Annotated in this window: 24 protein-coding genes; 11 read left to right on the top strand and 13 right to left on the bottom strand. The window is 64.1% G+C overall.

All coding sequences use genetic code 11. The features are described from left to right. Positions 1-77: 77 nt before the first annotated feature. Positions 78-461: a PaaI family thioesterase gene (locus CAG00_RS09890; RefSeq protein ID WP_003257433.1), complete on the bottom strand. Its 384-nt coding sequence runs from the start codon at positions 459-461 to the stop codon at positions 78-80. Beyond that, on the bottom strand, positions 461-2,785 hold the full coding sequence (locus CAG00_RS09885; protein ID WP_085664167.1) for a Tex family protein: 2,325 nt from the start codon (positions 2,783-2,785) through the stop codon (positions 461-463). Before CAG00_RS09885 ends, CAG00_RS09890 begins: the two co-directional genes overlap by 1 nt. A gap of 217 nt (positions 2,786-3,002) precedes the next feature. Here CAG00_RS09885 and ompR point away from each other — a divergent pair, with 217 nt between their 5' ends. Together ompR and CAG00_RS09875 are read left to right on the top strand one after the other, a co-directional pair. Then, the gene (gene ompR, locus CAG00_RS09880; protein WP_012270052.1) at positions 3,003-3,743 is read left to right on the top strand and encodes a two-component system response regulator OmpR; all 741 of its coding nucleotides are present in this window, start codon (positions 3,003-3,005) and stop codon (positions 3,741-3,743) included. 13 nt (positions 3,744-3,756) lie between these two features. Further along, the gene (locus CAG00_RS09875) at positions 3,757-5,070 is read left to right on the top strand and encodes an ATP-binding protein (RefSeq protein ID WP_013970454.1); all 1,314 of its coding nucleotides are present in this window, start codon (positions 3,757-3,759) and stop codon (positions 5,068-5,070) included. 114 nt (positions 5,071-5,184) lie between these two features. Here the strand turns inward: CAG00_RS09875 and rimK are convergent, their stop codons facing one another. Together rimK and CAG00_RS09865 are read right to left on the bottom strand one after the other, a co-directional pair. Continuing rightward, a complete protein-coding gene (rimK, locus tag CAG00_RS09870; RefSeq protein WP_013970455.1) occupies positions 5,185-6,090 on the bottom strand; it encodes a 30S ribosomal protein S6--L-glutamate ligase in 906 nt (301 codons plus the stop codon). Further along, a complete protein-coding gene (locus CAG00_RS09865) occupies positions 6,087-6,569 on the bottom strand; it encodes an ATP-dependent zinc protease (RefSeq protein ID WP_003257436.1) in 483 nt (160 codons plus the stop codon). The genes rimK and CAG00_RS09865 overlap by 4 nt, the downstream gene beginning before the upstream one ends. Before the next feature lie 109 nt (positions 6,570-6,678). Here CAG00_RS09865 and CAG00_RS09860 point away from each other — a divergent pair, with 109 nt between their 5' ends. Beyond that, on the top strand, positions 6,679-7,080 hold the full coding sequence (locus CAG00_RS09860; protein WP_013970457.1) for an RNA-binding S4 domain-containing protein: 402 nt from the start codon (positions 6,679-6,681) through the stop codon (positions 7,078-7,080). 127 nt (positions 7,081-7,207) lie between these two features. Here CAG00_RS09860 and CAG00_RS09855 read toward each other — a convergent pair whose 3' ends face one another. Next, on the bottom strand, positions 7,208-8,002 hold the full coding sequence (locus CAG00_RS09855) for a phosphatase PAP2 family protein (protein WP_075044322.1): 795 nt from the start codon (positions 8,000-8,002) through the stop codon (positions 7,208-7,210). 121 nt (positions 8,003-8,123) lie between these two features. Here CAG00_RS09855 and hslO point away from each other — a divergent pair, with 121 nt between their 5' ends. The 3 genes from hslO (at position 8,124) to CAG00_RS09840 (ending at position 11,475) form a co-directional block, all read left to right on the top strand. Next, the gene (gene hslO / locus CAG00_RS09850) at positions 8,124-9,023 is read left to right on the top strand and encodes an Hsp33 family molecular chaperone HslO (protein ID WP_015268604.1); all 900 of its coding nucleotides are present in this window, start codon (positions 8,124-8,126) and stop codon (positions 9,021-9,023) included. Positions 9,024-9,202: 179 nt separating this feature from the next. Next, positions 9,203-10,744, top strand: coding sequence for a phosphoenolpyruvate carboxykinase (locus CAG00_RS09845; protein WP_025337333.1), 1,542 nt, complete (start codon positions 9,203-9,205; stop codon positions 10,742-10,744). A 290-nt stretch (positions 10,745-11,034) separates the two neighbouring features. Then, positions 11,035-11,475: a thioesterase family protein gene (locus CAG00_RS09840; protein ID WP_075044324.1), complete on the top strand. Its 441-nt coding sequence runs from the start codon at positions 11,035-11,037 to the stop codon at positions 11,473-11,475. 55 nt (positions 11,476-11,530) lie between these two features. Here CAG00_RS09840 and CAG00_RS09835 read toward each other — a convergent pair whose 3' ends face one another. The 3 genes from CAG00_RS09835 to fdhD form a co-directional block, all read right to left on the bottom strand. Next, positions 11,531-12,013 (bottom strand): glycine zipper domain-containing protein, encoded by a 483-nt coding sequence (locus CAG00_RS09835; protein WP_085599970.1) that lies wholly within the window; start codon positions 12,011-12,013, stop codon positions 11,531-11,533. A gap of 317 nt (positions 12,014-12,330) precedes the next feature. Next, positions 12,331-14,676 (bottom strand): FdhF/YdeP family oxidoreductase, encoded by a 2,346-nt coding sequence (locus CAG00_RS09830; protein WP_085664166.1) that lies wholly within the window; start codon positions 14,674-14,676, stop codon positions 12,331-12,333. A 5-nt stretch (positions 14,677-14,681) separates the two neighbouring features. Further along, complete coding sequence (gene fdhD, locus CAG00_RS09825; RefSeq protein WP_075044326.1) at positions 14,682-15,512, bottom strand: formate dehydrogenase accessory sulfurtransferase FdhD; 831 nt, start codon at positions 15,510-15,512, stop codon at positions 14,682-14,684. Positions 15,513-15,699: 187 nt separating this feature from the next. Here fdhD and lysM point away from each other — a divergent pair, with 187 nt between their 5' ends. Continuing rightward, a complete protein-coding gene (gene lysM, locus CAG00_RS09820) occupies positions 15,700-16,140 on the top strand; it encodes a peptidoglycan-binding protein LysM (protein WP_023661080.1) in 441 nt (146 codons plus the stop codon). Positions 16,141-16,251: 111 nt separating this feature from the next. Here lysM and yrfG read toward each other — a convergent pair whose 3' ends face one another. Beyond that, entirely contained in the window at positions 16,252-16,914 is a 663-nt protein-coding gene (gene yrfG / locus CAG00_RS09815; protein ID WP_003257447.1) for a GMP/IMP nucleotidase, read from the bottom strand. Between the two features lie 64 nt (positions 16,915-16,978). Between yrfG and nudE the strand changes: the two genes are divergently transcribed. Continuing rightward, positions 16,979-17,545, top strand: a complete 567-nt coding sequence (gene nudE / locus CAG00_RS09810; protein WP_015268611.1) for an ADP compounds hydrolase NudE — start codon at positions 16,979-16,981, stop codon at positions 17,543-17,545. Then, positions 17,542-18,360: a 3'(2'),5'-bisphosphate nucleotidase CysQ gene (gene cysQ, locus CAG00_RS09805; protein ID WP_085664165.1), complete on the top strand. Its 819-nt coding sequence runs from the start codon at positions 17,542-17,544 to the stop codon at positions 18,358-18,360. Before nudE ends, cysQ begins: the two co-directional genes overlap by 4 nt. Positions 18,361-18,516: 156 nt before the next feature. Here cysQ and CAG00_RS09795 read toward each other — a convergent pair whose 3' ends face one another. From CAG00_RS09795 to rfbC, 4 genes are read right to left on the bottom strand one after another with little or no spacing between them, the layout of a single operon-like run. Further along, complete coding sequence (locus CAG00_RS09795) at positions 18,517-18,972, bottom strand: YiiD C-terminal domain-containing protein (RefSeq protein ID WP_085664163.1); 456 nt, start codon at positions 18,970-18,972, stop codon at positions 18,517-18,519. Further along, the gene (locus CAG00_RS09790; RefSeq protein WP_025337340.1) at positions 18,972-20,378 is read right to left on the bottom strand and encodes a sigma-54 dependent transcriptional regulator; all 1,407 of its coding nucleotides are present in this window, start codon (positions 20,376-20,378) and stop codon (positions 18,972-18,974) included. The genes CAG00_RS09795 and CAG00_RS09790 overlap by 1 nt, the downstream gene beginning before the upstream one ends. Continuing rightward, a complete protein-coding gene (locus CAG00_RS09785; RefSeq protein ID WP_085591850.1) occupies positions 20,375-22,189 on the bottom strand; it encodes an ATP-binding protein in 1,815 nt (604 codons plus the stop codon). Before CAG00_RS09785 ends, CAG00_RS09790 begins: the two co-directional genes overlap by 4 nt. Positions 22,190-22,231: 42 nt before the next feature. Further along, the gene (gene rfbC / locus CAG00_RS09780; RefSeq protein ID WP_085664162.1) at positions 22,232-22,777 is read right to left on the bottom strand and encodes a dTDP-4-dehydrorhamnose 3,5-epimerase; all 546 of its coding nucleotides are present in this window, start codon (positions 22,775-22,777) and stop codon (positions 22,232-22,234) included. Between the two features lie 279 nt (positions 22,778-23,056). On the opposite strand from rfbC, the gene aguA reads away from it, so the two are divergent. Then, positions 23,057-24,163, top strand: coding sequence for an agmatine deiminase (gene aguA, locus CAG00_RS09775; RefSeq protein ID WP_025337343.1), 1,107 nt, complete (start codon positions 23,057-23,059; stop codon positions 24,161-24,163). 185 nt (positions 24,164-24,348) lie between these two features. Next, positions 24,349-24,546 (top strand): hypothetical protein, encoded by a 198-nt coding sequence (locus tag CAG00_RS29030; protein WP_075044327.1) that lies wholly within the window; start codon positions 24,349-24,351, stop codon positions 24,544-24,546. The last annotated feature ends 111 nt before the right edge of the window (positions 24,547-24,657 follow it).

The following is a 24,657-nucleotide window of genomic DNA, read 5'->3' as shown; positions in this document are numbered from 1 at the left end:
GAGCCCGGCTTGCCGGCGATGGGGCGCGAAGCGGCTCCCGGCTGTTGCCGAAAATACCGCAGATACCGCTTGGTGAGCTAGAGAACCGCGAAGGTTCCTTGCGCTTTCGCCACCAGCTTGTCGCCCTGAACTACGTCGGCGTCGACCACCAGGGTGCGCCGCCCGGCGTGCAGCACACGGGCGGTGCACAGGACCTCGCCGTCACTGACGGCGCGCATGTAGTTGATCTTGCACTCGATGGTGACGCTTTGCTGGTCAAAACCATGGCTGGCCGAGCAGGCCAGGCCCATGGCGATGTCCACCAGGCTGAAGATCGCCCCGCCATGCAACTTCTGGCCACGGTTGCGCAGGTGCGGTTCGAGCGCCAGGGCTACCTCGGCAACACCTGTTTCCAGGCGTTGCAGGCGGCAGCCGAGGAGCTGGCTGAAGGCGCTTTCGACGTATTCGCGTGGAACATCCATCACTTCTTCTTCAGCTGCTTGGCGTTGGCGAACAGGGCGGCCATGGCGTTGTTGGCGGGTACCGCAGTGGCGGTTTCGCGCTGGCGCGGCGCCTGCTGCTGGCGGTTGCCGCCATTGCCGCGGTTACCACCGCGGTTGCCGTCTACCTTCTCGCCCGGGGTGTCGCTCATGCGCATGGACAGGCCGACGCGTTTGCGCGGGATGTCCACTTCCATGACCTTGACCTTGACCACGTCGCCGGCCTTGACCGCTTCACGCGGGTCCTTGATGAACTTCTCCGACAGCGCCGAGATGTGCACCAGGCCGTCCTGGTGCACGCCGATGTCGACGAAGGCACCGAAGTTGGTGACGTTGGTCACCACGCCTTCGAGGATCATGCCCGGTTCCAGGTCCTTGAGTTCCTCGACGCCGTCCTGGAAGGTGGCGGTCTTGAACTCGGGGCGTGGGTCGCGGCCGGGCTTGTCCAGTTCCTGCAGGATGTCGGTGACGGTCGGCAGGCCGAAGGTTTCATCGGTGAATTTCTTCGGGTCCAGGCGCTTGAGGAAGCTGCTGTCACCGATCAGCGAGCGGATGTCGCGGTCGGTGTCGGCGGCAATGCGCTGCACCAGTGGGTAGGCCTCGGGGTGAACCGCGGAGGCGTCCAGCGGGTTGTCACCGTTCATCACGCGCAGGAAGCCGGCGGCCTGTTCGAAGGTTTTCTCACCCAGGCGGCTGACCTTTTTCAGCGCAGCACGAGTGGCGAACGGGCCGTTGGCATCGCGATGGGCGACGATGTTCTGCGCCAGCGTGGCGTTGAGGCCGGAGATGCGCGTCAGCAGTGCCACCGAGGCGGTGTTGACGTCCACGCCCACGGCGTTCACGCAGTCCTCGACCACGGCGTCCAGGCCGCGCGCCAGTTTCAGCTGGGACACGTCGTGCTGATACTGGCCGACACCGATGGATTTCGGGTCGATCTTCACCAGTTCGGCCAGCGGGTCCTGCAGGCGGCGGGCAATCGACACGGCGCCACGGATCGACACGTCCAGGTCCGGGAATTCGCGGGCGGCCAGTTCCGATGCGGAATACACCGAAGCGCCAGCCTCGGAGACCATGATCTTGGTGATCTTCAGCGCCGGGTACTTCTTGACCAGCTCTGCCACCAGCTTGTCGCTTTCGCGGCTGGCGGTGCCGTTGCCGATGGCGATCAGCTCCACCGAGTGCTTGGCGCACAGTGCAGCCATGATCGAAATGGTGCGGTCCCAATCGTTCTTCGGCGCGTGCGGGTAGACCGTGGTGTGGTCCAGCAGCTTGCCGGTGGCATCGACCACGGCGATCTTGCAGCCGGTGCGCAGGCCCGGGTCGAAGCCCAGGGTGGCACGCGGGCCGGCCGGGGCGGCCAGCAGCAGGTCGTGCAGGTTGTGGGCGAACACATTGATCGCCTCGCCTTCGGCGTTGTCGCGCAGCTCGCCGAACAGGTCGGTTTCCAGGTGGGTGTAGAGCTTGACCTTCCAGGTCCAGCGCACCACTTCGCCCAGCCACTTGTCGGCCGGGCGGTTGCGGTTCTCGATGCCGACGTGGTTGCCGATCATCAGTTCGCACGGGTGCAGGTTGCCGGGCAGTTCTTCGCCGACTTTCAGCGAGGCGCTCAGCACGCCTTCGTTACGCCCGCGGAAAATTGCCAGGGCGCGGTGCGACGGAGCGTTGCGCAGCAGTTCGTCATGGGCGAAGTAGTCGCGGAACTTGGCGCCTTCTTCTTCCTTGCCAGGCACGACGCGGGCGCTGAGCACCGACTCCTGCTTGAGGAAGCTGCGCAGCTTGTCGAGCAGGGCGGCGTCTTCGGCGAAGCGCTCCATGAGGATGTACTTGGCGCCTTCCAGCGCGGCCTTGACGTCGGCCACGCCCTTGTCGGCGTTGACAAAGCGTGCGGCTTCGCTTTCCGGGGCGAGGTCTGGGTTGTTGAACAGGCCGTCGGCCAGCTCGCCGAGGCCGGCTTCCAGGGCGATCTGGCCCTTGGTGCGGCGCTTTTGCTTGTACGGCAGGTACAGGTCTTCGAGGCGGGTCTTGGTATCGGCCAGCTTGATCTCGCGGGCCAGTTCCGGGGTCAGCTTGCCCTGCTCCTCGATGCTGGCCAGGATGCTGGCGCGGCGCTCGTCGAGTTCGCGCAGGTAGCGCAGGCGCTCTTCCAGATGGCGCAGCTGGGTGTCGTCCAGGCTACCGGTCACTTCCTTGCGGTAGCGGGCGATGAAGGGCACGGTCGAGCCTTCGTCCAACAGGCCCACGGCCGCCTCGACCTGCTGGGGGCGTACGCCCAGTTCCTCGGCGATACGGCTGTTGATGCTGTCCATGTAAACCACCTGACATTTGTGAATACGGGGGTCGCCTGTGGGCCTGTCGCCCGGCGGCGCTGGATGAAAGCCGCGCATTATACCCATCGCAAACGGCTTGCGGTGATGGCGCCCGGCCAGCCGGAACTGGCGCCGGGGGAAAAATCTGCTAACAATGCTCACGCAACGTGCAGCAATGGCTACGCCATAATGCGCGGCGATATCAGAGGAGTTATTCATGACCGGCACGCCAAACACCGCTGAAGGTGACAAGATTCTCATCGTCGACGACGACCCGGGGCTGAGCAGCCTGCTGGAACGTTTCTTCACCAGCAAGGGCTACCGTGCCCGTGCGGTGCCCAACACCGAGCAGATGGACCGCCTGCTGCAGCGTGAGGTGTTCAACCTGGTGGTGCTCGACCTGATGCTGCCCGGCGAGGATGGCCTGTCGGCGTGCAAGCGCCTGCGCCAGCAGAACAACCAGATCCCGATCATCATGCTCACCGCCAAGGGCGATGAACTCAGCCGTATCAAGGGCCTGGAGCTGGGCGCCGACGACTACCTGGGCAAGCCGTTCAACCCGGACGAGCTGATGGCCCGGGTCAAGGCCGTGCTGCGCCGTCAGGCACCGAGCGTGCCGGGTGCGCCTGGTAGCGAAGACGAGTCGGTCACCTTCGGCGACTACGAGCTGTCGCTGGCCACCCGCGAACTCAAGCGTGGCGACGAAGTGCACATGCTCACCACCGGCGAGTTCGCCGTGCTCAAGGCGCTGGTGATGCACGCACGCGAGCCGCTGACCCGCGACAAGCTGATGAACCTGGCGCGTGGCCGCGAATGGGATGCGCTGGAACGCTCCATCGACGTGCAGATTTCGCGTCTGCGCCGCATGATCGAGCCGGACCCGTCAAAGCCGCGTTATATCCAGACCGTGTGGGGCGTGGGCTACGTGTTCGTGCCGGACGGAAACGCCGGTAAATGATGCCGCGCCGTCGATGAAAACACCGCTCTGGTTTCCGCAAAGTTTCTTCGCCCGCACCCTGTGGCTGGTGTTGATCGTCGTCCTGTTCTCCAAGGCCTTGACCCTGGTCTACCTGTTGATGAACGAGGACGTGCTGGTCGACCGTCAGTACAGCCACGGTGTTGCGCTGACCCTGCGCGCCTATTGGGCGGCCGACGAAGAAAACCGCGACAAGATCGCCGAAGCGGCAGGCCTTATCCGGGTCACCGGCTCGGGCGTGCCCGAGGGTGAGCAGCACTGGCCCTACAGCGAAATCTACCAACGGCAGATGCAGGCCGAGTTGGGCGAAGACACCGAGGTACGGCTGCGCATTCATGCGCCGCCGGCGTTGTGGGTCAATGCGCCAAGCCTGGGCCCGGGTTGGTTGAAGGTACCGCTGTACCCGCACCCGCTGCGTGGGCAGAAGATCTGGAACGTGCTGGGTTGGTTCCTGGCCATCGGCCTGTTGTCCACAGCTTCGGCCTGGATCTTCGTGCGCCAGCTGAACCAGCCGCTCAAGCGCCTGGTGTTCGCCGCCCGGCAGCTGGGCCAGGGGCGCAGCGTGCGTCTGCCGATCAGCGACACGCCCAGCGAGATGACCGAGGTGTACAAGGCCTTCAACCAGATGGCCGAGGATGTCGAGCAGGCCGGGCGCGAGCGCGAGCTGATGCTGGCCGGGGTTTCCCACGACCTGCGCACACCGCTGACGCGCCTGCGCCTGTCGCTGTCGTTGCTGGACAGCGACAGCGAACTGAGTGACGACATGGTCCGCGATATCGAGGACATGGACGCGATCCTCGATCAGTTCCTGGCCTTTATCCGCGATGGCCGTGACGAGCCGGTTGAGGAGGTCGACCTGGCCGACCTGGTGCGCGAAGTGGTGGCGCCGTACAACCAGCCGGAAGAACGGGTGCGGCTGTGCCTGGAGCCGATCCCACCGTTCCCGCTGCGCCGGGTTTCGCTCAAGCGCATGCTGGGCAACCTGATCGGCAATGCCCTGCACCACGCCGGCAAGGGGGTCGAGGTGGCCGCCTATGTGTCGGGCGACGAGAGTGCGCCGTATGTGGTGCTGAGCGTGCTGGACCGCGGGACGGGGATCGACGAGTCGGAGCTGGAGACCATCTTCAACCCGTTCATTCGTGGTGACCGGGCCCGGGGTGGCAAGGGCACCGGGCTGGGGCTGGCGATCGTCAAGCGGATTGCGGCGCAGCATGGTGGGAATGTGGAACTGCGCAACCGCTCTGGTGGCGGGATCGAGGCGCGGGTACGGTTGCCTTTGGGGCTGTTGCTGCCGCGTAATGCCGTGTGATTGCCGGGGCCGCTTTGCGGCCCTTTCGCGACACAAGGCCGCTCCTACAGAGGATCGCGTAATCCTGTAGGAGCGGCCTTGTGTCGCGATGGGCTGCGCAGCAGCCCCAAAATCTCAGCCCTTACCCTTGGTCCGAGTCTGATTAGGCCCGCCATTCTTCTCGAGATGCTCGATGATCATGGCGGCCACGTTCTTGCCGGTGGTCACTTCAATCCCCTCCAGCCCCGGCGACGAGTTCACCTCCATCACCAGCGGCCCGTGGTTGGAGCGCAGGATATCCACACCCGCCACACTCAAGCCCATCACCTTGGCCGCGCGTATGGCGGTCATGCGTTCTTCCGGGGTGATCTTGATCAGGCTGGCCACCCCACCTCGGTGCAGGTTGGAGCGGAATTCCCCAGGCTTGGCCTGGCGCTTCATCGACGCGATGACCTTGTCGCCGACCACGAAGCAGCGGATATCCGCGCCACCCGCTTCCTTGATGTATTCCTGCACCATGATGTTCTGCTTCAACCCCATGAACGCCTCGATCACCGATTCGGCGGCCTTGGTGGTTTCGCACAGCACCACGCCGATGCCCTGTGTGCCTTCCAGCACCTTGATCACCAGCGGGGCGCCGTTGACCATCTGGATCAGGTCGGGGATGTCGTCCGGCGAGTGGGCGAAGCCGGTAATCGGCAGGCCGATGCCGCGCCGCGACAGCAGTTGCAGCGAGCGCAGCTTGTCGCGGGAGCGGGCTATCGCTACCGACTCGTTGAGCGGATACACGCCCATCATCTCGAACTGGCGCAGCACCGCGCAGCCATAGAAGGTCACCGAGGCACCGATGCGCGGGATCACTGCGTCGAAGCCTTCCAGCGGCTTGCCGCGGTAGTGGATCTGCGGCTTGTGGCTGGCAATGTTCATGTAGGCCCGCAGGGTATCGATCACCACCATTTCGTGGCCCCGCTGGGTACCGGCTTCGACCAGGCGGCGGGTGGAATACAGACGCGGATTGCGCGACAGCACAGCGATCTTCATGCAGCACCTGTGGCAGTAGAAAGGGTGGCCGGGAAGGCCGGTTTGTCTTGTACGTATTTGAGGCCAGGGTTGACCACCAGCTGGCCATGGATCAGGGCCTTGGAACCCAGCAACAGGCGATAACGCATGTTCTTGCGGCAGGCCAGGGTGAACTCCACCTCCCACACACCATCGCCCAGGGCCAGTGACGTGCGGATGACATAGCGGGTCTGGGCCTGGCCGTTGGAGCTCTTGATGGTTTTCATGGTCACCAGCGGTGCCTCGCAGCGGCGGTGGCGCAACTGCACCACCGAGCCCAGGTGTGCGGTGAAACGGACCCAGGGCTGGCCGTCGCGCTCGAACGGTTCCACCTCGGTGGCGTGCAGGCTGGAGGTGCTGGCGCCAGTGTCGATCTTGGCGCGCAGCCCGGCCACGCCAAGGTCGGGCAGGGCGACCCACTCGCGCAGGCCGATCACAGTCAAATGGTCAAATGTCTTCACGGAACGCACCCTGCGGATGAGGTGGTGAACTGTAAGCACGGCGGGGATTTTTTGCATCCGATCGTTACGGTAGTACAGTTCGATGAAACACAGCGTTCGAGGTAACGGGATGGCACAAAAAGCCGAAGACGACGACAAGGTCCGCCTGGACAAATGGCTTTGGGCGGCACGCTTCTACAAGACCCGCGCGCTGGCCAAGGCGGCGATCGAGAGCGGCAAGGTGCATTGCCGGGGTGAGCGCTGCAAGCCGGGCAAGGAGCCGCGGGTGGGTGACGAGTTCGTGCTGCGCACCGGGTTCGACGAGCGCACCGTGGTGGTGAAGGCTCTGTCGGTAGTGCGGCGTGGGGCGCCAGAGGCGCAGACGTTGTACGAAGAGACCGAGGACAGCGTGCGCCGGCGTGAACAGGCGGCGGAACTGCGCAAGGCCGGGGCGATGGGCGTGACCACCGATGGGCGGCCGACCAAGAAGCAGCGGCGGCAGATTCACCAGTTGCATGGGAGCTTCGAATAGCCGGGGCCGCTTTGCGGCCCATCGCCGGCAAGCCAGCTCCCACGGGTACTGCGCAAGCCCTGAAACTTGTGCAATCCCTGTAGGAGCGGCCTTGTGTCGCGATGGGCTACGCAGTAGCCCCAAGGATCTAGCGGGTCACCGCCAAGCGCCCGACCAACGGTAACTTGGCCGCTATCGCGAACAACGGCGCCGTCCAGCGCATCAGCACCGCGCTCCCCTTGGCCGCCAGCGGCGTGTAGCAGCTCCAGCCCAACGCCAGCACCGCCATCAGCAGCCCGCCGATGTAGTCATCCTGCCCCCAGTGGGCACCGGCCACCAGGCGCGGCAACATGAACAACACCGCAAGCCCCCAGACCACCAGATACTGCACCAGGCGGCGGCTGAACACGCTCATGAACAGCGCCCAGACCAGCAGCACCGAGGCATGATCCCCCGGGAAACTCTTGCTGGAACGGTCCTTGAGCTCCCAGGCCGCCTCCAGGTTCGGATAGTAGTCGCTGAGGTGCACCACCTCGTCGAACATCATCGAAGGGCTCTTGTGCTGCCAGCCGGCTGCATCCACCCACTTGGAAAACAGCGCGCGAATCACCACTAAGAGGATTAGCGTGACCAGGAAGCCGAAAAAGGCCTGGCGCACCTGGGTTGCCTTGAACACCCAGTCGCCACGGATAAGCACTGCCAGAAGGATCAGGCCGACGACGATGTCGAATGGGCGCAGGCTACCGACGGTCCAGATGTAGCGCCAGGTGGTGTTGTCGGCCAGCGGCGCATTCAGGCTGTGGAACAGCCACTCGTCGAAAGTCAGGCACAAGATCTGGCCAATGGGCCATAACCAGAAACACAGTAGAGCGATAGGAAGCAGCGTACAGGCTGCCAATGGCCCCCAGGACCACCTTGCTTGGAACAGTGGTCGATTGTCCATAAAATACCTCTATTGCAAACAGGAATCGGAGCGCCTTGTGAGCGCTCTGTCACGGGGTTCTCGGATGTTTTCCGACAACCCTTGTAACCATTTTGTCATCATTTTCAGATAGCCAAAACCTATGAGCGACTTGCCTGATACCGATTTCACCCAACGTTTCATCTTCGACGAGCGCGATGTGCGCGGCGAGTGGGTGTCTCTCGATGACAGCTACGCCGCGGTGCTGGCGCGTCATGAGTACCCGCAGCCGGTGCAGGCACTGCTGGGCGAGCTGATGGCCGCCACCGCCTTGCTGGTGGGGGCGCTGAAGTTCGACGGCCTGCTGATTCTGCAGGCGCGTTCCGCAGGGCCGATCCCGCTGTTGATGGTCGAATGTTCCGGTGACCGGGACATCCGAGGCATGGCCCGCTACGAAGCGGACCAGATCCCGGCGGATGCGACCCTGTCGCAGCTGATGCCCGACGGCCACCTGACCCTGACCATCGATCCGGTCAAGGGTCAGCGCTACCAGGGCACTGTCGACCTCGACGGCGCCACCCTGTCGGAGTGCTTCACCAACTACTTCGTCCAGTCGCAACAGCTCAACACGCGCTTCTGGCTCAACGCCGAAGGCGGCAAGGCTCGTGGCCTGCTGCTGCAGCAACTGCCGCGCGATCGCCAGCCGGACGATGAGGAGCGTGAAGAAAGCTGGCAGCACGTTGTGGCATTGGCCACCACGCTCAAGGCTGATGAGTGGGCGCTGGACAACGAAACCCTGCTGCACCGCCTGTACCACGAAGATGCCGTGCGCCTGTTCGATATCCAGCCGCTGCGCTTCAATTGCAGCTGCTCGCGCGAACGTTCCGGCAATGCGCTGGTCAGTTTGGGCGAGCACGATGCCAAGGCGCTGGTGGAAGAATGCGGCGGGCAGGTGGAGATCGATTGCCAGTTCTGCAACGAGCGCTATTTCTTCGACGCCAGCGATGTGGCGCAACTGTTTGCTGGTGGCGGCACTGACGTAGCCTCAGAAACTCGTCACTGAAACGTTTAACTACAGGACAATCTCCTGTCGAATTGCGCAAAAGCGCAGTTCTGACAGGAGGGGCCTACTTTTTTTGGGCGTTTCTGGCATAATCCGGCCACTTTTTTCGCTGTAGTAGTTTTTTCAAGACAACTACAAAACGTTTGGAGCACTCGGCCTCGGGCCGGATGGGGTATCTCATGACGCAAGCCAACAACACCGTGTACACCGACCTGAGCGTCGATGAGCTGGTAAAAGAAGCGCTGCAACGCGGTGAAGGCGTACTAGCCGATACTGGCGCACTGGTCGTGGAGACCGGTCACCGTACTGGCCGTTCGCCGGCTGACCGTTTCATCGTCGAAGAGCCTTCCACCCAGGACGCCATTTCCTGGGGCCCGATCAACCGCAAGTTCCCGGCCGACAAGTTCGATGCCCTGTGGGACCGCGTCGAGGCGTTCAACAACGCCCAGGATCACTTCGTTTCCTACGTTCACGTAGGGGCGGCCGCCGAGCACTACCTGCCGGTGAAGATGACCACCCAGACTGCCTGGCAGAACCTGTTCGGCCGTTGCCTGTTCATCAACCCGGAGCAGTACAACCCGGCTGGCCGTGGCGAGTGGCAGGTCCTCAACGTCGCCAACTTCGTGTGCGAGCCTGAGCGTGACGGCACCAACTCCGATGGTTGCGTGATCATCAACTTCGCCCAGAAGAAGGTGCTGATCGCTGGCATGCGCTACGCCGGCGAAATGAAGAAAGCCATGTTCTCGGTGCAGAACTTCCTGCTGCCGGCTGCTGACGTGTTGCCGATGCACTGCGCGGCAAACATCGGCGAACAAGGCGATGTGACTCTGTTCTTCGGCCTGTCCGGCACCGGCAAGACCACCCTGTCGGCCGACGAAAGCCGTTACCTGATCGGTGACGACGAGCACGGCTGGGGCGAGGGCGTGGTCTTCAATATCGAAGGCGGTTGCTACGCCAAGTGCATCGACTTGTCCGAGAAGAACGAGCCGGTCATCTGGAAAGCCATCAAGCATGGCGCCGTGCTGGAAAACGTCGTACTCGACGCCAACAAGCACGCCGACTACACCGATGTCAGCCTGACCCAGAACAGCCGTGCGGCCTACCCGCTGGAGCACGTTGCCAAGCGTTCCGAAGCGAACCTGGGCGGCGAGCCGAACGCAGTCATCTTCCTGACCTGCGACCTGACTGGTGTTCTGCCTCCGGTTTCGATCCTGAACAACGAGCAGGCGGCCTACCACTTCCTGTCCGGCTACACCGCGCTGGTCGGTTCCACCGAAATGGGTTCGGGCAGCGGCATCAAGTCGACCTTCTCCACCTGCTTCGGCGCACCGTTCTTCCCGCGCCCGGCTGGCGAGTACGCCGAGCTGCTGATCAAGCGTATCAAGGGCTTCGACTCGAAGGTCTACCTGGTCAACACCGGCTGGACCGGCGGTGGCTACGGCGTTGGCAAGCGCTTCAGCATCCCGACCACCCGTGCCGTGATCGCTGCGATCCAGAGCGGCGCGCTGATCGGTGCCGAAACCGAGCACCTGGACATCATCAACCTGGACGTGCCGAAGGCCGTTCCGGGCGTCGATACCGAGCTGCTCAACCCGCGCACCAACTGGGCTGACAAGGCTGCCTACGACGAGGCCGCCAAAGGCCTGGCCAAGCTGTTCATCGAGAACTTCAAGAAGTTCGAAGTTTCCGACGCCATCAAGGCCGCTGGCCCGCAGCTGTAAGCTGCACCCGCCCGCAACGAGAAAGCCGCCCCTTGGGGCGGCTTTTTTGTTTTCTGATTCCCGGCGGGTGCAGTCTCTTGTAGGAGCGGCCTTGTGTCGCGATGGGCTGCAAAGCAGCCCCGGCAATTCAGGCATGGAAGCTGAAACCCCCGGGGCCGCGTTGCGGCCCATCGCGACACAAGGCCGCTCCTACAGAGGATCGCGACCCGCGAAGAGGCCGGTACAAGCAGCGGAAATCCGGTTTTTCTGTTTCACTGTCAGCATCCATTGCGAAGACAAGAGCCAGCCAGATGACCGAATCCCCTCAGCGCACTGCCTTCTCCCACTTCCACCCCATCCTCACCCGCCCCCAGGACAATGACCTGAACGGCCACATCGCCGGTGCCACCGTGCATGGCTTCTTCGAAACCGCCATCCAGGCGTTCCTCGTCGAACAGGCCGACCTGGACCTGCGTGACGGCGAGCTGGCGGCCTTCGTGGTCAGTTCGGCGGCGGATTTCTACGCACTGCCCGGCTTCCCGGACGTGCTGGAAGTGGGGCTGGGGGTGGCACGCCTGGCGGGCAGTACGGTGGAGTACCGCCTGGCCCTGTTCCGCCCAGGGGAGCCGGAGGCGTGTGCGGCAGGCACGGTGGTGCAGGTGTTCATCGAACGCGCCAGTGGCCGGCCAGTGGCATTGCCAGAAGCGCTGCAGGTGATCCTGTCTGGTTTGCTGCTGGAACAGCAGGCATAAAAAAGCCCCGCTGGCAGGGGCGGGGCTTTTGTTGCCGGGGTAAGGCCCTCAGGCGTTAGTCGCGCCAGTGGCGCTTGTGCTTGCGATGGCCGTAGTGGTGGCCACGGTCCCAGTGGCGGCGGTCGTCGTCATAGCCACGACGGTAGCGGCGGCCTTCGTGGTAATCGTCTCTGTCGGCCTCTTTACCCAGGTAGTTACCCAGTGCGCCACCGGCACCACCGCCGGCTGCTGCGCCAATGTAGCTACCGGTAGTGCCGCCCACGGAGCGGCCGACCACGTTACCGCCTGCTGCGCCCAGCGCGCCGCCGATAGCGGCTTCCCCACGTTGACGTTTGTCGGCACCCAAGGCACCGCCAGCCGCGCCGCCCAGGCCGGCACCAATGGCGCCGCCGGTGCTACCACCGATGGAGTTGCCCACCACGGAGCCCAGTACCCCACCCAATGCGCCGCCAATGCCGGCCTCGGTGGTGCCGCCTGCCATGGCAACGCCGCTGAGCAAGCTGAAAGACAACAACAGTATCGAGGAGTACTTCTTCATCAAGAGAGCCTCATAAGGATGACGAGGCGATTTTTGAGCTTTGCAAGCACGCCTGGCAACGGAAATCCGACGAGTAACACGAGTTGTACACAATTCTCTAACTTACTGTATTTACTGTGAAACTTTATCGTTTTTTCGCTGTCTGAGACCTTTATGACGAAGCCCTGAACCGCTATGGAACAGGGCTTTTTTGATTTTTGCGCAGGGGCTTCCGGCCTCTTCGCGGGTAAACCCGCTCCCACAGGGATACCACCGCTCTCAGTCCTTGAGTTGCCTCTGTGGGAGCGGGTTTACCCGCGAAGAGGCCAACACCAGTCCTACAGGATGCGCCCGTCGTCCCGCGCCCGCTCCAGCTTGATGGCAATGAACTTCGACGTCGGCGTATGGCTGCCATCGCCAATGCTTTCCAGCGGCACCAGCGGGTTCACCTCCGGGTAGTACGCCGCCGCCTGCCCGGCCGGGATGTCGAAGGCCAGCAGGGTGAAGCCGTGCACACGGCGCACATGCTCATCCCCCCACAACGACACGATGTCGACTTGCTGCCCCGGCTGGAAGCCCAGGCGGATGATGTCGGCTTCGTTGGCGAACAGCACCTCGCGCTGGCCACGCACGCCACGGTAGCGGTCGTCCAGGCCGTAGATGGTGGTGTTGTACTGATCGTGCGAGCGCATCGACTGCATGATCAGGTCAGGCACCTGGCCGCTGGCGCGTACACGCTCGTCGAGCAGCGTGTCGGGCAGCAGGTTGGCCTTGAAGTTGGCGCGGCCGGTGCTGGTATTCCATTCGCGGCTGGCAGCGCTGTTGCCCAGGTAGAAACCGCCCGGCTCGCGCAGGCGCTGGTTGAAGCCGCTGAAGCCAGCGATGGTGTCGCCGATCAGCTCGCGGATACGGTCGTAGTCAGCCACCAGCCAGTGCCAGTCCACGGGCTTCTTGCCCAAGGTGGCAGCGGCGATACCGGCGATAACCGCTGGCTCCGAGCGCATCTGCGTCGACAGCGGCTTGAGCTGGCCATTGGAGGCGTGGACCATGCTGAACGAGTCCTCTACCGTTACCGCCTGTGGCCCTTCTGCCTGCAGGTCGATGTCGGTGCGCCCCAGGCACGGCAGGATCAGTGCCTGCTTGCCGTGCACCAGGTGGCTGCGGTTGAGCTTGGTGCTGATGTGCACGGTCAGCTCGCAGTTGCGCAGTGCCTGGGCGGTGCGCTCGGTGTCTGGCGTTGCCTGGGCGAAGTTGCCGCCCAGGCCGATGAATACCTTGGCCCGGCCGTCGAGCATGGCGTGGATCGCCTCGACGGTGTTGTGGCCATTCTGCCGGGGCACGGGGAAGCCGAAGCGCTGCTCGATGGCGTCCAGCAGGGCCACCGGCGGGCGCTCGTTGATGCCCATGGTGCGGTCACCCTGCACGTTGCTGTGACCACGCACCGGGCACAAGCCTGCGCCTGGCACGCCGATATTGCCGCGCAGCATCTGCAGGTTGACGATTTCCTGGATGGTCGGCACCGAGTGGCGGTGCTGGGTAATGCCCATCGCCCAGCACATGATCACCCGCTTGCCACGGCAGTACATGCGCGCGGCCAGTTCGATGTCGGCCAGCGCCAGGCCGGACTGGGCCTGGATGTGCTCCCACGGGGTGGCATCCACTACCGCCAGGTAGTCGTCGACGCCATGGCCATGTTCGGCGATGAAGGCGTGGTCGAAGACTGCCGGTTCGCCGTTGGCCTGGGCTTCGCGTTCCCATTGCAGGACGAACTTGGCCATGCCGCGCAGCAGCGCCATGTCGCCGCCCAGGGCCGGGCGGAAGAATGCGGTGTTGGTCGGCCGGTCGCTGTTGGTCAGCATTTCCAGCGGGTTCTGCGGGTGCTGGAAGCGCTCCAGGCCACGCTCCTTGAGCGGGTTGATACACACCACCTGGGCGCCGCGCTTTACCGCATCGCGCAGCGGGTCGAGCATGCGCGGGTGGTTGGTACCGGGGTTCTGGCCCCAGACGAAAATCGCGTCGGCGTGCTCGAAGTCGTCGAAGGTGACGGTGCCCTTGCCGACCCCGACGCTTTGCCCCAGGGCCACGCCGCTGGCCTCGTGGCACATGTTCGAGCAGTCGGGGAAGTTGTTGGTGCCGTAGGCCCGCACGAACAATTGGTACAGGTACGCTGCTTCGTTGCTGGCGCGCCCCGAAGTGTAGAACTCGGCCTGGTCAGGGCTGGCCAGCTTGTTCAGCTCGCGGGCGATCAGGGTGAAGGCGGCGTCCCAGCTGATCGGCTGGTAGCGGTCGCTGGACGCGTCATAGACCATCGGCTCGGTCAGGCGCCCCTGGTACTCCAGCCAGTAGTCGCTCTGCTGCAGTAGCGAAGTGACGCTGTAGCGGGCGAAAAAGGCGGCATCGACGCGGCGCTTGGTCGCCTCCCAGTTCACTGCCTTGGCACCATTCTCGCAGAACTTGACCATGCCGCTTTCCGGCGAGTCGCCCCAGGCGCAGCCGGGGCAATCGAAGCCGCCGTTCTGGTTGGTCTTGAGCAGCGCGCGAATGTTCTTCAGCGCGTTATCGCTGCCAACCCAGGCCTTGGCCACGCTGCGCAGCGCGCCCCAGCCACCGGCGGGGCCGTGGTAGGGCTTGTAGCGAGGGGAGGAGGCTGGGGCGTTGTTCGGGAGGTGTTGGTACGAGGTCACGACTGTTACGACTCCGCCGCTGGGCTGTAGACCCGCGGTGCGCTGTGCTTGGGCAGATGGATAAGGTTGAGGTTGTGCTTGCGCGCCCATTGCAGGGCAAGACCGGTGGGCGCCGACAGGCTGACCAGGGTCTGGATACCGGCCCGCAGCACCTTCTGGATCAGCTCCAGGCTGCAGCGGCTGGTGACGATGGCCAGGCCACCCTGGCTGTCGATGCCTTGGCGCAGCAAGGCGCCGATCAGCTTGTCGAGGGCATTGTGCCGGCCGATGTCTTCGCGGCCGAGCAGCAGTTCGCCGTGGCGGTCCATGAACAGCGCCGCATGCACCGCGCCGCAGTGCTGGCCGAGGGGCTGGAAGGCATCGATACGCTCACGCAGGCCGACCAGCCATTGCGCCGGTGGCAAGGGTGCGCCAGGCAACTTGGCCAGCTCTGGCAGTGCCTGCTCCAGCGCTTCGACCCCGCACAGGCCGCAACCACTGGTGCCGGCCAGCTGGCGGCGCTGGTTTTTCAGGTTCCAGAACGCACGGCTGGAAATCTCCAGGTCGGCATACATTGCCGAGCCGCTGCCGGAGAGTTTCAGGTCGTAGATTTCCGTGGTGCCTTCCACTATGCCGCTGCCGACACTGAAGCCGACGGCGAAGTCTTCCAGGTCGGTGGGGCTGACCAGCATCACCGCCTGGTTCAGGCCGTTGTAGACAATGGCCAGGGCCACTTCTTCGGCCAGGGGCGTGCTGTCGCGTCTGGCGTCATTGAGCTGGACGTAATCGTAGGTGTTGCTGGCGGCGGGCATGGTCAAGGGCGATGAGGCCGCGCAGACCGGAGGTTTGCTGTTCATCGGGGCTGACTTTTCATCGGGGCTATCGGCAGCTTTCAGATAGCACAAGCCTAGGCGTGCGGGCCGGCGGCGTCTAATCGCTAGGGTCTATGCCTTGATAGACCGCGTCGATTGGTCGCATGGGGGCGCCAGGGGAAAAGCTGGCCTAGACTGCTGTGTCCGAGGTTTCGTCAACAAGGAGAGCGCTATGAGCTTGTTCAGTTTCGTCAAGGAAGCGGGCGAGAAGTTGATCGACCTGCTGACCCCCGGCAATGCCAATGCCGAAGAGCAGCTGAAGAAACACGTGGAAAGTGTCGGCCTGGGCAACCCGAATATCACGGCCACTGTAGAGGGCGACACGATCATCCTCAAGGGTGAGGTGGCCAGCCAGGAGGAGAAGGAGAAGATCATCCTGGCGGCGGGCAACGTCGCTGGCGTGGCCAGTGTCGATGACCAGATCACCGTGACTGGACCGGTGGCCCAGGCCGCGCGGTTCGTGACGGTGGAGAAGGGTGATACGTTGAGCGCCATTTCGAAGAAGGTGTATGGCGACCCCAACAAGTATCAGAAGATCTTCGAGGCCAACAAGCCGATGCTCAAGCACCCGGACAAGATCTATCCGGGGCAGGTGTTGCGTATTCCTGACTGATCTCTGCAGCCTGTACCGGCCTCTTCGCGGGTAAACCCGCTCCCACAGGGATCGCACACAGTTCAGACCTGTGGTGATCCTGTGGGAGCGGGTTTACCCGCGAAAGGGCCTTCACAGGCCTACCAATAATTCCCGGTAATCCTCGACCGCCGCAAACTCCTCGGTATCCCGCGGCCCTGCCTGGCTATCCGGCTGGCGCACCGCCAGCAGATGCCCCACGCCAAACCGTCGCGCACTGCGCAGAATCGCCAGGGTGTCATCGATGAACAGGCTGCGCTCCGGTTCAAAGCCGATGTCCGCCTGCAATGCGTCCCAGAACTGCGGGCTTTCCTTCGGGTAGCCATAGTCATGCGAGCTGATCAGCCGTTCGAAATACGGCGCCAGCTCCACCCGCTCCAGCTTCAGCGACAGCGAATCCCGGTGCGCATTGGTGATCATCACCACGCGCTTGCCCGCGTCGCGGATAGCGGCAAGGAAAGTATCGGCATCCGGGCGCAGGGCGATCAGGTCGGCGATTTCCTGTTTCAGCTCGCGGATCGGCAGCCGCAGTTCGCGGCTCCAGAAGTCCAGGCAATACCAGTTCAGCGTGCCGGCATTGCGTTCGAACAGCGGCTGCAGCTCCATTTCCGCCATGGCCCGGCTCACCCCGTGCAGCTCGGCATAGCGCTGGGGCAGGTGGTCCAGCCAGAAGCGGTTGTCGTAATGCAGGTCGAGCAGGGTGCCATCCATGTCCAGCAGGACGGTATCGATGGCAGACCAGGGAAGAACAGGCATGGGAAACTCTCGATCAGTCGGCAAGCCACGGTATAGTAACCCGTTCACGCCAAGGAGCCGCCCCATGCGCCAGAAACCCACCGTCCTCAGCCGCGAAATCGTCGCCAGCAGCCGCCTGTTTCGCGTCGAAGCCGTGCAATTGCGCTTCAGCAATGGCAACGAGCGTACCTACGAGCGCCTGGTGGGCCGGGGTAATGGCTACGGCGCGGTGATGATCGTGGCCATGCTCGATGCCGAGCACGCGGTGCTGGTGGAGGAATACTGCGGCGGCACCGACGAATACGAGCTGTCGTTGCCCAAGGGCCTGATCGAGCCGGGCGAGGACGTGCTGGCGGCAGCCGACCGGGAGCTCAAGGAAGAGGCCGGTTTTGGCGCGCGCCAGCTGGAGCACCTGACCGAGCTGTCGCTGTCGCCGGGCTACATGAGCCAGAAGATCCAGGTGGTGCTGGCCAGCGATCTCTACGAGGAGCGCCTGGAGGGCGACGAGCCGGAGCCGATGCGGGTCGACAAGGTCAACCTGCGCGAACTCTCGGCCCTGGCCATGCACCCGCAGTTCACCGAGGGGCGTGCCCTGGCGGCGCTGTACCTGGCGCGTGACCTGCTGATTCAGCGGGGGCTGCTGGAAGCATGAACGACCTGCAATTGATGCACGAAGTGGTCAAGCTGGCCCTGTTGGCAGGCGAGGCGATCTTGCCGTTCTGGCGCGCCGATGTGGCCGTGACCAACAAGGCCGACGATTCGCCGGTCACCGCCGCCGACCTGGCGGCGCACCGGGTGATTGCCGATGGCCTGCTGGCGCTGGCGCTGCAGATCCCGGTGCTGTCCGAAGAGGATTGCAACATTCCGCTGGCCGAGCGTCAGGGCTGGAGCCGCTGGTGGCTGGTCGACCCGCTGGACGGCACCAAGGAATTCATTGCCGGCAGCGAAGAGTTCACGGTCAACATCGCCCTGGTCGAAAACGGCGAGGTGGTGTTTGGCGTGGTTTCCATGCCGACCAACGGGCGCTGCTACTTCGGTGGTCGCGGGTTGGGCGCCTGGCGTGCAGACGCGGGTGAGGTCGCCCAGGCGATCCAGGTACGCAATGCGCCGCCGGCGGGTGGGCGTTTCACCGTGGTTGCCAGCCGTCGCCATTCCAGCCCGGAACAGGAAGCCTTGTTGGCCGGGTTGGGGGCTGCGGTGGGTGAGCTGGAGCTGGCCAATATCGGCAGTTCGCTGAAGTTCTGCCTGTTGGCCGAGGGCAGCGCCGATTGCTATCCGCGCCTGGCACCGACCTCGCAGTGGGATACCGCGGCGGCGCAGGGCGTGGTGGAAGGTGCTGGTGGGGAGGTAATCGGACTGGATGGCTTGCCGTTCCGGTACCCGGCGCGGGAGTCGTTGCTCAACCCGCATTTCCTGGCGTTGCCGGCAAATGCTGCTTGGCGCCAAGCCTTCCTGAGCCTGATCTGACAGGCGGACATGATCGTGTAGGAGCGGCCTTGTGTCGCGATCGGGCCGCAGCGCGGCCCCAGGGTTTCAGCATTGCCGCATTAATTGCCGGGGCCGCTTCGCGGCCCGATCGCGACACAAGGCCGCTCCTACAGGAGTCGCGACAGTCCATTGGTTTCAGCGGTGCAGCACGTACTGGCCGCTGAAGGTAACAGCAGGCTCGTCACTACCGGCATTGCTCACCGTGGTCTCCAGCGTCAACCGTGCCCTCCCGCGGCGCTGGTACATGGTCAAGAACCGCTCCCAGGTCTTTTCATCCGGCGCCGCACAGCGCGCCACCGCCGCCCCGGTAACCGGCAGCGGATAACTGATCTGCCCTTCCTGGATGACGATATGCCCGTCATCGATCCCCAGCTCGCGCAGGCGCAGGTGCAGCCACCCCCAACCCACCAGCACCGCGGCGCAGTACAGGCTGCCGCCGAACATGGTGCTCTTGTGGTTGACGTTGGCCGCCAGCGGCAATTGCAGGCGCAGGGTGTGCTGCTGCCAATCGAGCACTTCCAGGCCCATTTCGCGGGTCAGGGGGATGTCGCCGTGCAGGACGGACTGCAAGTACTGGCTATCGGTGTTCATTAACGGTTGTCCTCTTGATCGTCATGCCCGCCGCTACCGCCGTCGAAGCTCAAGCCATGCTTGCGCAGCTTATCGTGGAGGGTCTTGCGGGGGATGCCCAGCGCCTCGGCCAGGCTGCGCATGGAGCTGTGTGGCTGGGCCAGTTCGGCAGCGATCAGCGAGCGTTCGAACTGCTCGACCTGTTCGCTGAGGTTGCCGCTCGGCATCGGTACCGCAGGCATTGCCGCAGGTGGCGCCTGGCCGTCCAGGGCCAGTTCCAGGCCAAGGGCGAAACGCTCGGCGGCGTTCTGCAGCTCGCGTACGTTACCGGGCCAGTCGTGACGCAGCAGCATGGCGCGCTGGGCCGGCTGCAAGGCGTGTGGCGGCAGGCCATGGCGCTGGCTGGCGGCGTCGGCGAAGTGCTGGAACAGCACCAGGATGTCATCGCCGCGTTCGCGCAGCGGTGGAATACGCAGCGGCGCCACGTTCAGGCGGTAATACAGGTCGGCGCGGAAACGCCCCTGGTCGGCTGACTGGCGCAGGTCCTCCTTGGTCGCGGCGATGATGCGGATGTCCAGCGGGATCAGCTGGTTGCCACCCAGGCGCTCGACCACCCGTTCCTGCAACATGCGCAGCAGTTTCACCTGCACATCCAGGCTCATGCTCTCGATTTCGTCGAGGAACAGCGTGCCACCGTTGGCGAACTCGAACTTGCCGATGCGGCGTTTCTGCGCGCCGGTGAACGCCCCAGGCTCATGGCCGAACAGCTCGCTTTCGACCACCGACTCGGCCAGTGCGCCGGCGTTGATCGCCACGAACGGCCCGTCGCGGCGGCTGGACAGGTCGTGCAGGGCGCGGGCCACCACCTCTTTGCCGGCACCGGTCTCACCCAGGATCAGCACATCGGCGCGGGTGCCGGCCAGGGCGCCGATCTGCTCGCGCAGGCGCTGCATGGACGGCGACTGGCCCACCAAGCGGGTGGCCAATTGCTGACGGTCGCTCAGGGCCAGGCGCAAGCTGCGGTTGTCCAGCACCAGGCGGCGCAGGGCCAGGGCGCGGCGCACGCTGTCCAGCAGGGCGTCGCTGGCAAAGGGCTTTTCCAGAAAGTCGTAGGCGCCGGCGCGCATCGCCTGCACCGCCAGCGGCACATCGCCGTGGCCGGTGATCAGCAGCACCGGCAGCTCGTTGTCACGGCCGTGCAGTTGTTCCAGCAGCTGCAGGCCATCGATGCCCGGCATGCGGATGTCGCTGACCACCACCCCGGGCCAGTCGGCCTCGATGCGTTCGGCCAGGCCCTGGGCATCGGCCAGGGCGACCACCTTGAGCCCGGCCAGGTCCAGGGTCTGGCTCAGGGCCTGGCGCAGGTGCGGGTCATCATCGACCAGGATGACCTGGGCTCGGCTGTCGATCAGTGTCTCGGTGGTCATGCCGAGGGGTCCTCCGAATTGGGCAAAGTAGCGCCAGGCGCGGCCACACGCAGCTGCAGGGTCAGCAGAGCGCCACCCTCCGGGTGGTTGGCCAGTAGCAGTTCACCGCCCAGGGCGCGCATCAGGCTTTCGCAGATGGCCAGGCCCAGGCCCAGGCCCTGGGTGCGGGTCTTGGTGGTGAAGAACGGCTCCTTGGCGTGCTCCAGGGCCTGGCGGCTGAAGCCGGGGCCGTTGTCGCGAATGTACAGGTAGACGCAGTCATCGCGCTGCTCGGCACTTAGCCACAGGCGGCGCGGGTTGGCCTTTTCGGTCAGGGCGTCGAGGGCATTGGCCAGCAGGTTGCCAAGCACCTGGCGCAGGCGGGTCTCGCCGGCCTGTACCCACAAGGTGGCTTCCGGCAGGTCGCGGATCAGCTCGACGGCCATCGCCCGGCGGCGCTTGGCCAGCAGCGCCAAGGCATCGTCCAGGGCCGGCTGCAGGGCCACGCTCTCCGGGGCATGGCGGTCACGACGGGCGAAGGCGCGCAGGTGGGCGATGATCGAGGCCATGCGCCCGGTCAGCTCGCCGATCAGCTTGAGGTTGCCACGGGCGTCCTCGGTACGCTGGTGGTCGAGCAGGATCTCGGCGTTTTCCGCGTAGCTGCGGATGGCGGCCAGCGGCTGGTTGAGTTCGTGGCTGATGCTGGCCGACATGGTGCCGAGCACCGACAGCTTGCCGGCCTGCACCAGTTCGTCCTGGGCGCGTACGGCCTCCTGTTGGGCGTTCTCGCGCTCCAGCACGGCGCTCTTGAGCCGGGTGTTCAGGCCTTCGAGGTCGGCGGTGCGCTCGGCCACGCGTTTTTCCAGTTCCTGGCGGCCACGTGCCTCGAAGTCGATGCGGTCGATGTAGTGACGGCGCCGCTGCATCACCAGGCCGGCCAGCAGCATCAGCACCAGCAGGGTGCCAGCGCCGATGGCCATCACGGTTTGCACCGAACGGTCGACCAGCATGCGCGGGGCGAGGATGCTGACCTGCCAGCCGGTTTCCTTGATGTCGCGGGTCTGGCTGATCCATGCGTCCTGGTTTAGCACCAGCGGTTGCGGGGCCTGGGTCGGGTAGGGCTGGATGGCGATGATGGCCTGGCGCTCGGCCTCGGTCAGCGCGCGGGTCGCGCGGAAGCGCCAGTCGGGCCGCGAGGTCAGGATGACCACGCCATTGTGGTCGGTCAGCAACAGCTGCTCGGGGGTGCGGCCCCACAGGGTTTCGGTGTGGTCGAGGTCGACCTTGACCACCAGTACGCCAACGATGCGGTCACGGTCATGCACGGCGGCGGCAAAGAAGTAGCCGCGCTTGGCCGATGTGGTGCCCTGGCCAAAGAAGCGCCCCAGGCGGCCGGCCATGGCTTCGTTGAAGTAGGGGCGGAAGGCGAAGTTGCGGCCGACGAAGCTGTCGCGCTTGTCCCAGTTGGAGGCGGCCAGGGTGTTGCCGCTGACGTCCATCAGGTACATCACCTCGGCGCCAGTCTGCTGGACGATGTCCTTGAGCAGGCGGTTGGCGTTTGTCACCGCTTCCAGGCGGAACGGGTCGGCCAGCACCCCGCGCAGCGCCGGCAGGTCGCCGAGTATCTGCGGCAAGGTTTCGTAGCGGTGCAGGGTACCGAGCAGGTTGGCGACGTACAGGTCGAGGGTCTGGCGGTTCTGCGAGGCCAGTTCTTCCTGGTAGTAACGTTCGGCCAGGTGATGCAGGGGCCACAGTAACGGGGCCAGGCACAGGGCCAACAGGGCCAGGCTGCGCCAGCGGGGACGGCGTGGGGGCGTGGGTTTTGCAATCATCACGTAAAGGCGCCAGAAAAGTCTGCCGCAATTATGCGCTAGTTAAGGCAGCAGTTCCGCCTCTGCCAGTGGCAGGCCGAGCTTGTCCTTGTCCGACAGCACCGGTGGCTGCTGCAGCTCCCAGTCGATGGCCAGCGTCGGGTCATCCCAGCGGATGCAGCGGTCGGCGCCCGGGTTGTAGTAGTCGGTGGTCTTGTAGAGAAACTCGGCCGACTCGCTCATCACCGCAAAGCCATGGGCGAAGCCGGGCGGAATCCACAACTGGCGATGATTGTCGGCCGACAGCTGCACCGCGACCCATTGGCCGAAGGTTGGCGAGCTCTTGCGCACGTCCACGGCAATATCACGGATTTCCCCCTGCACCACGCGCACCAGCTTGCCTTGGGTGTTTGCCACCTGATAGTGCAGGCCACGCAGCACACCCTTGATGGAGCGCGAGTGGTTGTCCTGAACGAACTCGACATTCACGCCGGTTTTCCGGGCGAACTCACGGGCGTTGAACGCCTCGAAGAAAAAACCACGGCTGTCACCAAAAATCTTTGGCTCGATGATCAGTACTTCAGGGATCGCGGTAGGGATGATGTTCATGGCGGTTCGCTGGCCCGTTCTGCTCATGTATTGACCCTAGCCGGTCTGGCCGTTTTTTCCGCCTTGGGCTTCAACGGCATTCACAAGGGCTGTCTATGGTAGAGGTCGTGCCGCTTTGGTTCTCGGCCAAGGTTGCGTATGTTTCGATTGTTATCGATTTACTAGCGGTATTTGCTCATGGATTTCCCGATTATCGGGCTTCAAATATCGATATATATCGGTTATAAATTGACAAACGCCCCAGCACAGTCCGGCTCAGGGCCATCACAGAGGTCAACCATGAAAACCCTCAACTCCACTCCCCGTGCCGATGGTTTCCACATGCCCGCCGAGTGGGCCCCGCAAACCCAGGTGTGGATGGTCTGGCCGGAGCGCCCCGACAACTGGCGCCTGGGCGGCAAGCCGGCGCAGGCTGCCCATGTGACCCTGGCCAAGGCCATTGCCCGCTTCGAGCCGGTAACCGTCGCGGTTTCCGCTGGCCAGTACGAAAATGCCCGTCGTCAGCTCGACCAGCCGAACATCCGCGTGGTCGAGATCAGCAACGACGACGCCTGGGTGCGTGACACCGGCCCGACCTTCGTCATCAACGACCAGGGTGAAGTGCGTGGCGTGGACTGGGGCTTCAATGCCTGGGGCGGCTTTGACGGCGGCCTGTACGCACCGTGGAACCGCGACGAGGAGCTGGCAGCCAAGGTCCTGGAAATGGAGCGCTGCCAGCGCTACCACACCGAAGGTTTCGTGCTCGAGGGCGGCTCGATCCACGTGGACGGCGAAGGCACCGTGATCACCACCGAAGAGTGCCTGCTCAATCGCAACCGCAACCCGCACCTGAACCGCGAGCAGATCGAAGCGGTGCTGCGCGACCAGCTGGCGGTGGACACCGTGGTCTGGTTGCCAGATGGCCTGTACAACGACGAGACCGATGGCCATGTCGACAACTTCTGCTGTTACGTGCGCCCGGGCGAAGTGTTACTGGCCTGGACCGATGATTCCAACGACCCCAACTATGCACGCTGCCATGCCGCCATGGAGGTGCTGAAGAACACCCGCGATGCCAAGGGCCGTGAATTCATCGTGCACAAGATGCCGATCCCGGGCCCGCTGTTCGCCACCGCCGAAGAGTGTGCCGGTGTCGATCAGGTGGCCGGCAGCCAGGAGCGTGACCCGTCGGTGCGCCTGGCCGGCTCGTACGTGAACTTCCTGATCGTCAACGGCGGTATCATCGCGCCAAGCTTCGACGACCCGGCAGATGCCGAAGCCAGAGCGATTCTGGCGAAGATCTTCCCCGACCACGAGGTGGTGATGATTCCAGGTCGCGAGTTGTTGTTGGGCGGTGGCAACATCCACTGCCTGACCCAGCAGCAGCCGGCACCGGTCAAGCGTTGAGCGCACGGTGAATGAAGGGGCCCGTCAGATGACGGGCCTTTTTTGTTTCCGGGGCAGTCCGCAGGCCTGTGCTGGCATATGTTTTGTATTGTTTTCAGTTAGATAGCTCGGCCATGCCGAGCTCTCGGATCTGTAACAATCCTTACGTAGATTAGCCGCTCACGGGCCAGGGAGTACGTGTAGAAATGAACGCAGCAAGTGAGTCGGCTTTGCGCCCATCGGCAGTGAATCACCAATCGCTCAGGCTTGTGGCGAAGTGGTTGAAACACCATGGATGCATCAGGGTCAGGACGACCGACCCACAACGTCTGCTTGCCGGACGATATCCCCAAGGGCTGATCAGCGAAGCAGAAATGCAGGCGCTGATGGCGGTGTGGCACTGATCGATTGCTTAAACCTGTGCTGGCCCCTTCGCGGCTAAAGCCGCTCCCACAGGTACCCCACTGGGCTCGATACATGTGGGGTACCTGTGGGAGCGGCTTTAGCCGCGAAGA

Origin of the sequence: Pseudomonas sp. B5(2017), assembly GCF_002112825.1 — a bacterium.
In the GTDB taxonomy this organism is placed as follows: Bacteria; Pseudomonadota; Gammaproteobacteria; order Pseudomonadales; family Pseudomonadaceae; genus Aquipseudomonas; species Aquipseudomonas putida_Z.
This window is presented reverse-complemented; position numbering and strand designations above follow the sequence as displayed.

Excerpts from the sequence above, each read along its gene's own strand:
- CAG00_RS09885 (WP_085664167.1), bottom strand. The coding sequence starts at position 2,785 with ATGGACAGCATCAACAGCCGTATCGCCGAGGAACTGGGCGTACGCCCC.
- rimK (WP_013970455.1), bottom strand. The coding sequence starts at position 6,090 with ATGAAGATCGCTGTGCTGTCGCGCAATCCGCGTCTGTATTCCACCCGC.
- CAG00_RS09860 (WP_013970457.1), top strand. The coding sequence starts at position 6,679 with ATGGCACAAAAAGCCGAAGACGACGACAAGGTCCGCCTGGACAAATGG.
- CAG00_RS29030 (WP_075044327.1), top strand. The coding sequence starts at position 24,349 with ATGAACGCAGCAAGTGAGTCGGCTTTGCGCCCATCGGCAGTGAATCAC.
- CAG00_RS09840 (WP_075044324.1), top strand. The coding sequence starts at position 11,035 with ATGACCGAATCCCCTCAGCGCACTGCCTTCTCCCACTTCCACCCCATC.
- aguA (WP_025337343.1), top strand. The coding sequence starts at position 23,057 with ATGAAAACCCTCAACTCCACTCCCCGTGCCGATGGTTTCCACATGCCC.
- ompR (WP_012270052.1), top strand. The coding sequence starts at position 3,003 with ATGACCGGCACGCCAAACACCGCTGAAGGTGACAAGATTCTCATCGTC.
- rfbC (WP_085664162.1), bottom strand. The coding sequence starts at position 22,777 with ATGAACATCATCCCTACCGCGATCCCTGAAGTACTGATCATCGAGCCA.
- cysQ (WP_085664165.1), top strand. The coding sequence starts at position 17,542 with ATGAACGACCTGCAATTGATGCACGAAGTGGTCAAGCTGGCCCTGTTG.
- CAG00_RS09835 (WP_085599970.1), bottom strand. The coding sequence starts at position 12,013 with ATGAAGAAGTACTCCTCGATACTGTTGTTGTCTTTCAGCTTGCTCAGC.
- CAG00_RS09875 (WP_013970454.1), top strand. The coding sequence starts at position 3,757 with ATGAAAACACCGCTCTGGTTTCCGCAAAGTTTCTTCGCCCGCACCCTG.
- CAG00_RS09785 (WP_085591850.1), bottom strand. The coding sequence starts at position 22,189 with ATGATTGCAAAACCCACGCCCCCACGCCGTCCCCGCTGGCGCAGCCTG.
- CAG00_RS09790 (WP_025337340.1), bottom strand. The coding sequence starts at position 20,378 with ATGACCACCGAGACACTGATCGACAGCCGAGCCCAGGTCATCCTGGTC.
- fdhD (WP_075044326.1), bottom strand. The coding sequence starts at position 15,512 with ATGAACAGCAAACCTCCGGTCTGCGCGGCCTCATCGCCCTTGACCATG.
- yrfG (WP_003257447.1), bottom strand. The coding sequence starts at position 16,914 with ATGCCTGTTCTTCCCTGGTCTGCCATCGATACCGTCCTGCTGGACATG.
- CAG00_RS09795 (WP_085664163.1), bottom strand. The coding sequence starts at position 18,972 with ATGAACACCGATAGCCAGTACTTGCAGTCCGTCCTGCACGGCGACATC.
- CAG00_RS09845 (WP_025337333.1), top strand. The coding sequence starts at position 9,203 with ATGACGCAAGCCAACAACACCGTGTACACCGACCTGAGCGTCGATGAG.
- CAG00_RS09855 (WP_075044322.1), bottom strand. The coding sequence starts at position 8,002 with ATGGACAATCGACCACTGTTCCAAGCAAGGTGGTCCTGGGGGCCATTG.
- lysM (WP_023661080.1), top strand. The coding sequence starts at position 15,700 with ATGAGCTTGTTCAGTTTCGTCAAGGAAGCGGGCGAGAAGTTGATCGAC.
- nudE (WP_015268611.1), top strand. The coding sequence starts at position 16,979 with ATGCGCCAGAAACCCACCGTCCTCAGCCGCGAAATCGTCGCCAGCAGC.
- CAG00_RS09890 (WP_003257433.1), bottom strand. The coding sequence starts at position 461 with ATGGATGTTCCACGCGAATACGTCGAAAGCGCCTTCAGCCAGCTCCTC.
- hslO (WP_015268604.1), top strand. The coding sequence starts at position 8,124 with ATGAGCGACTTGCCTGATACCGATTTCACCCAACGTTTCATCTTCGAC.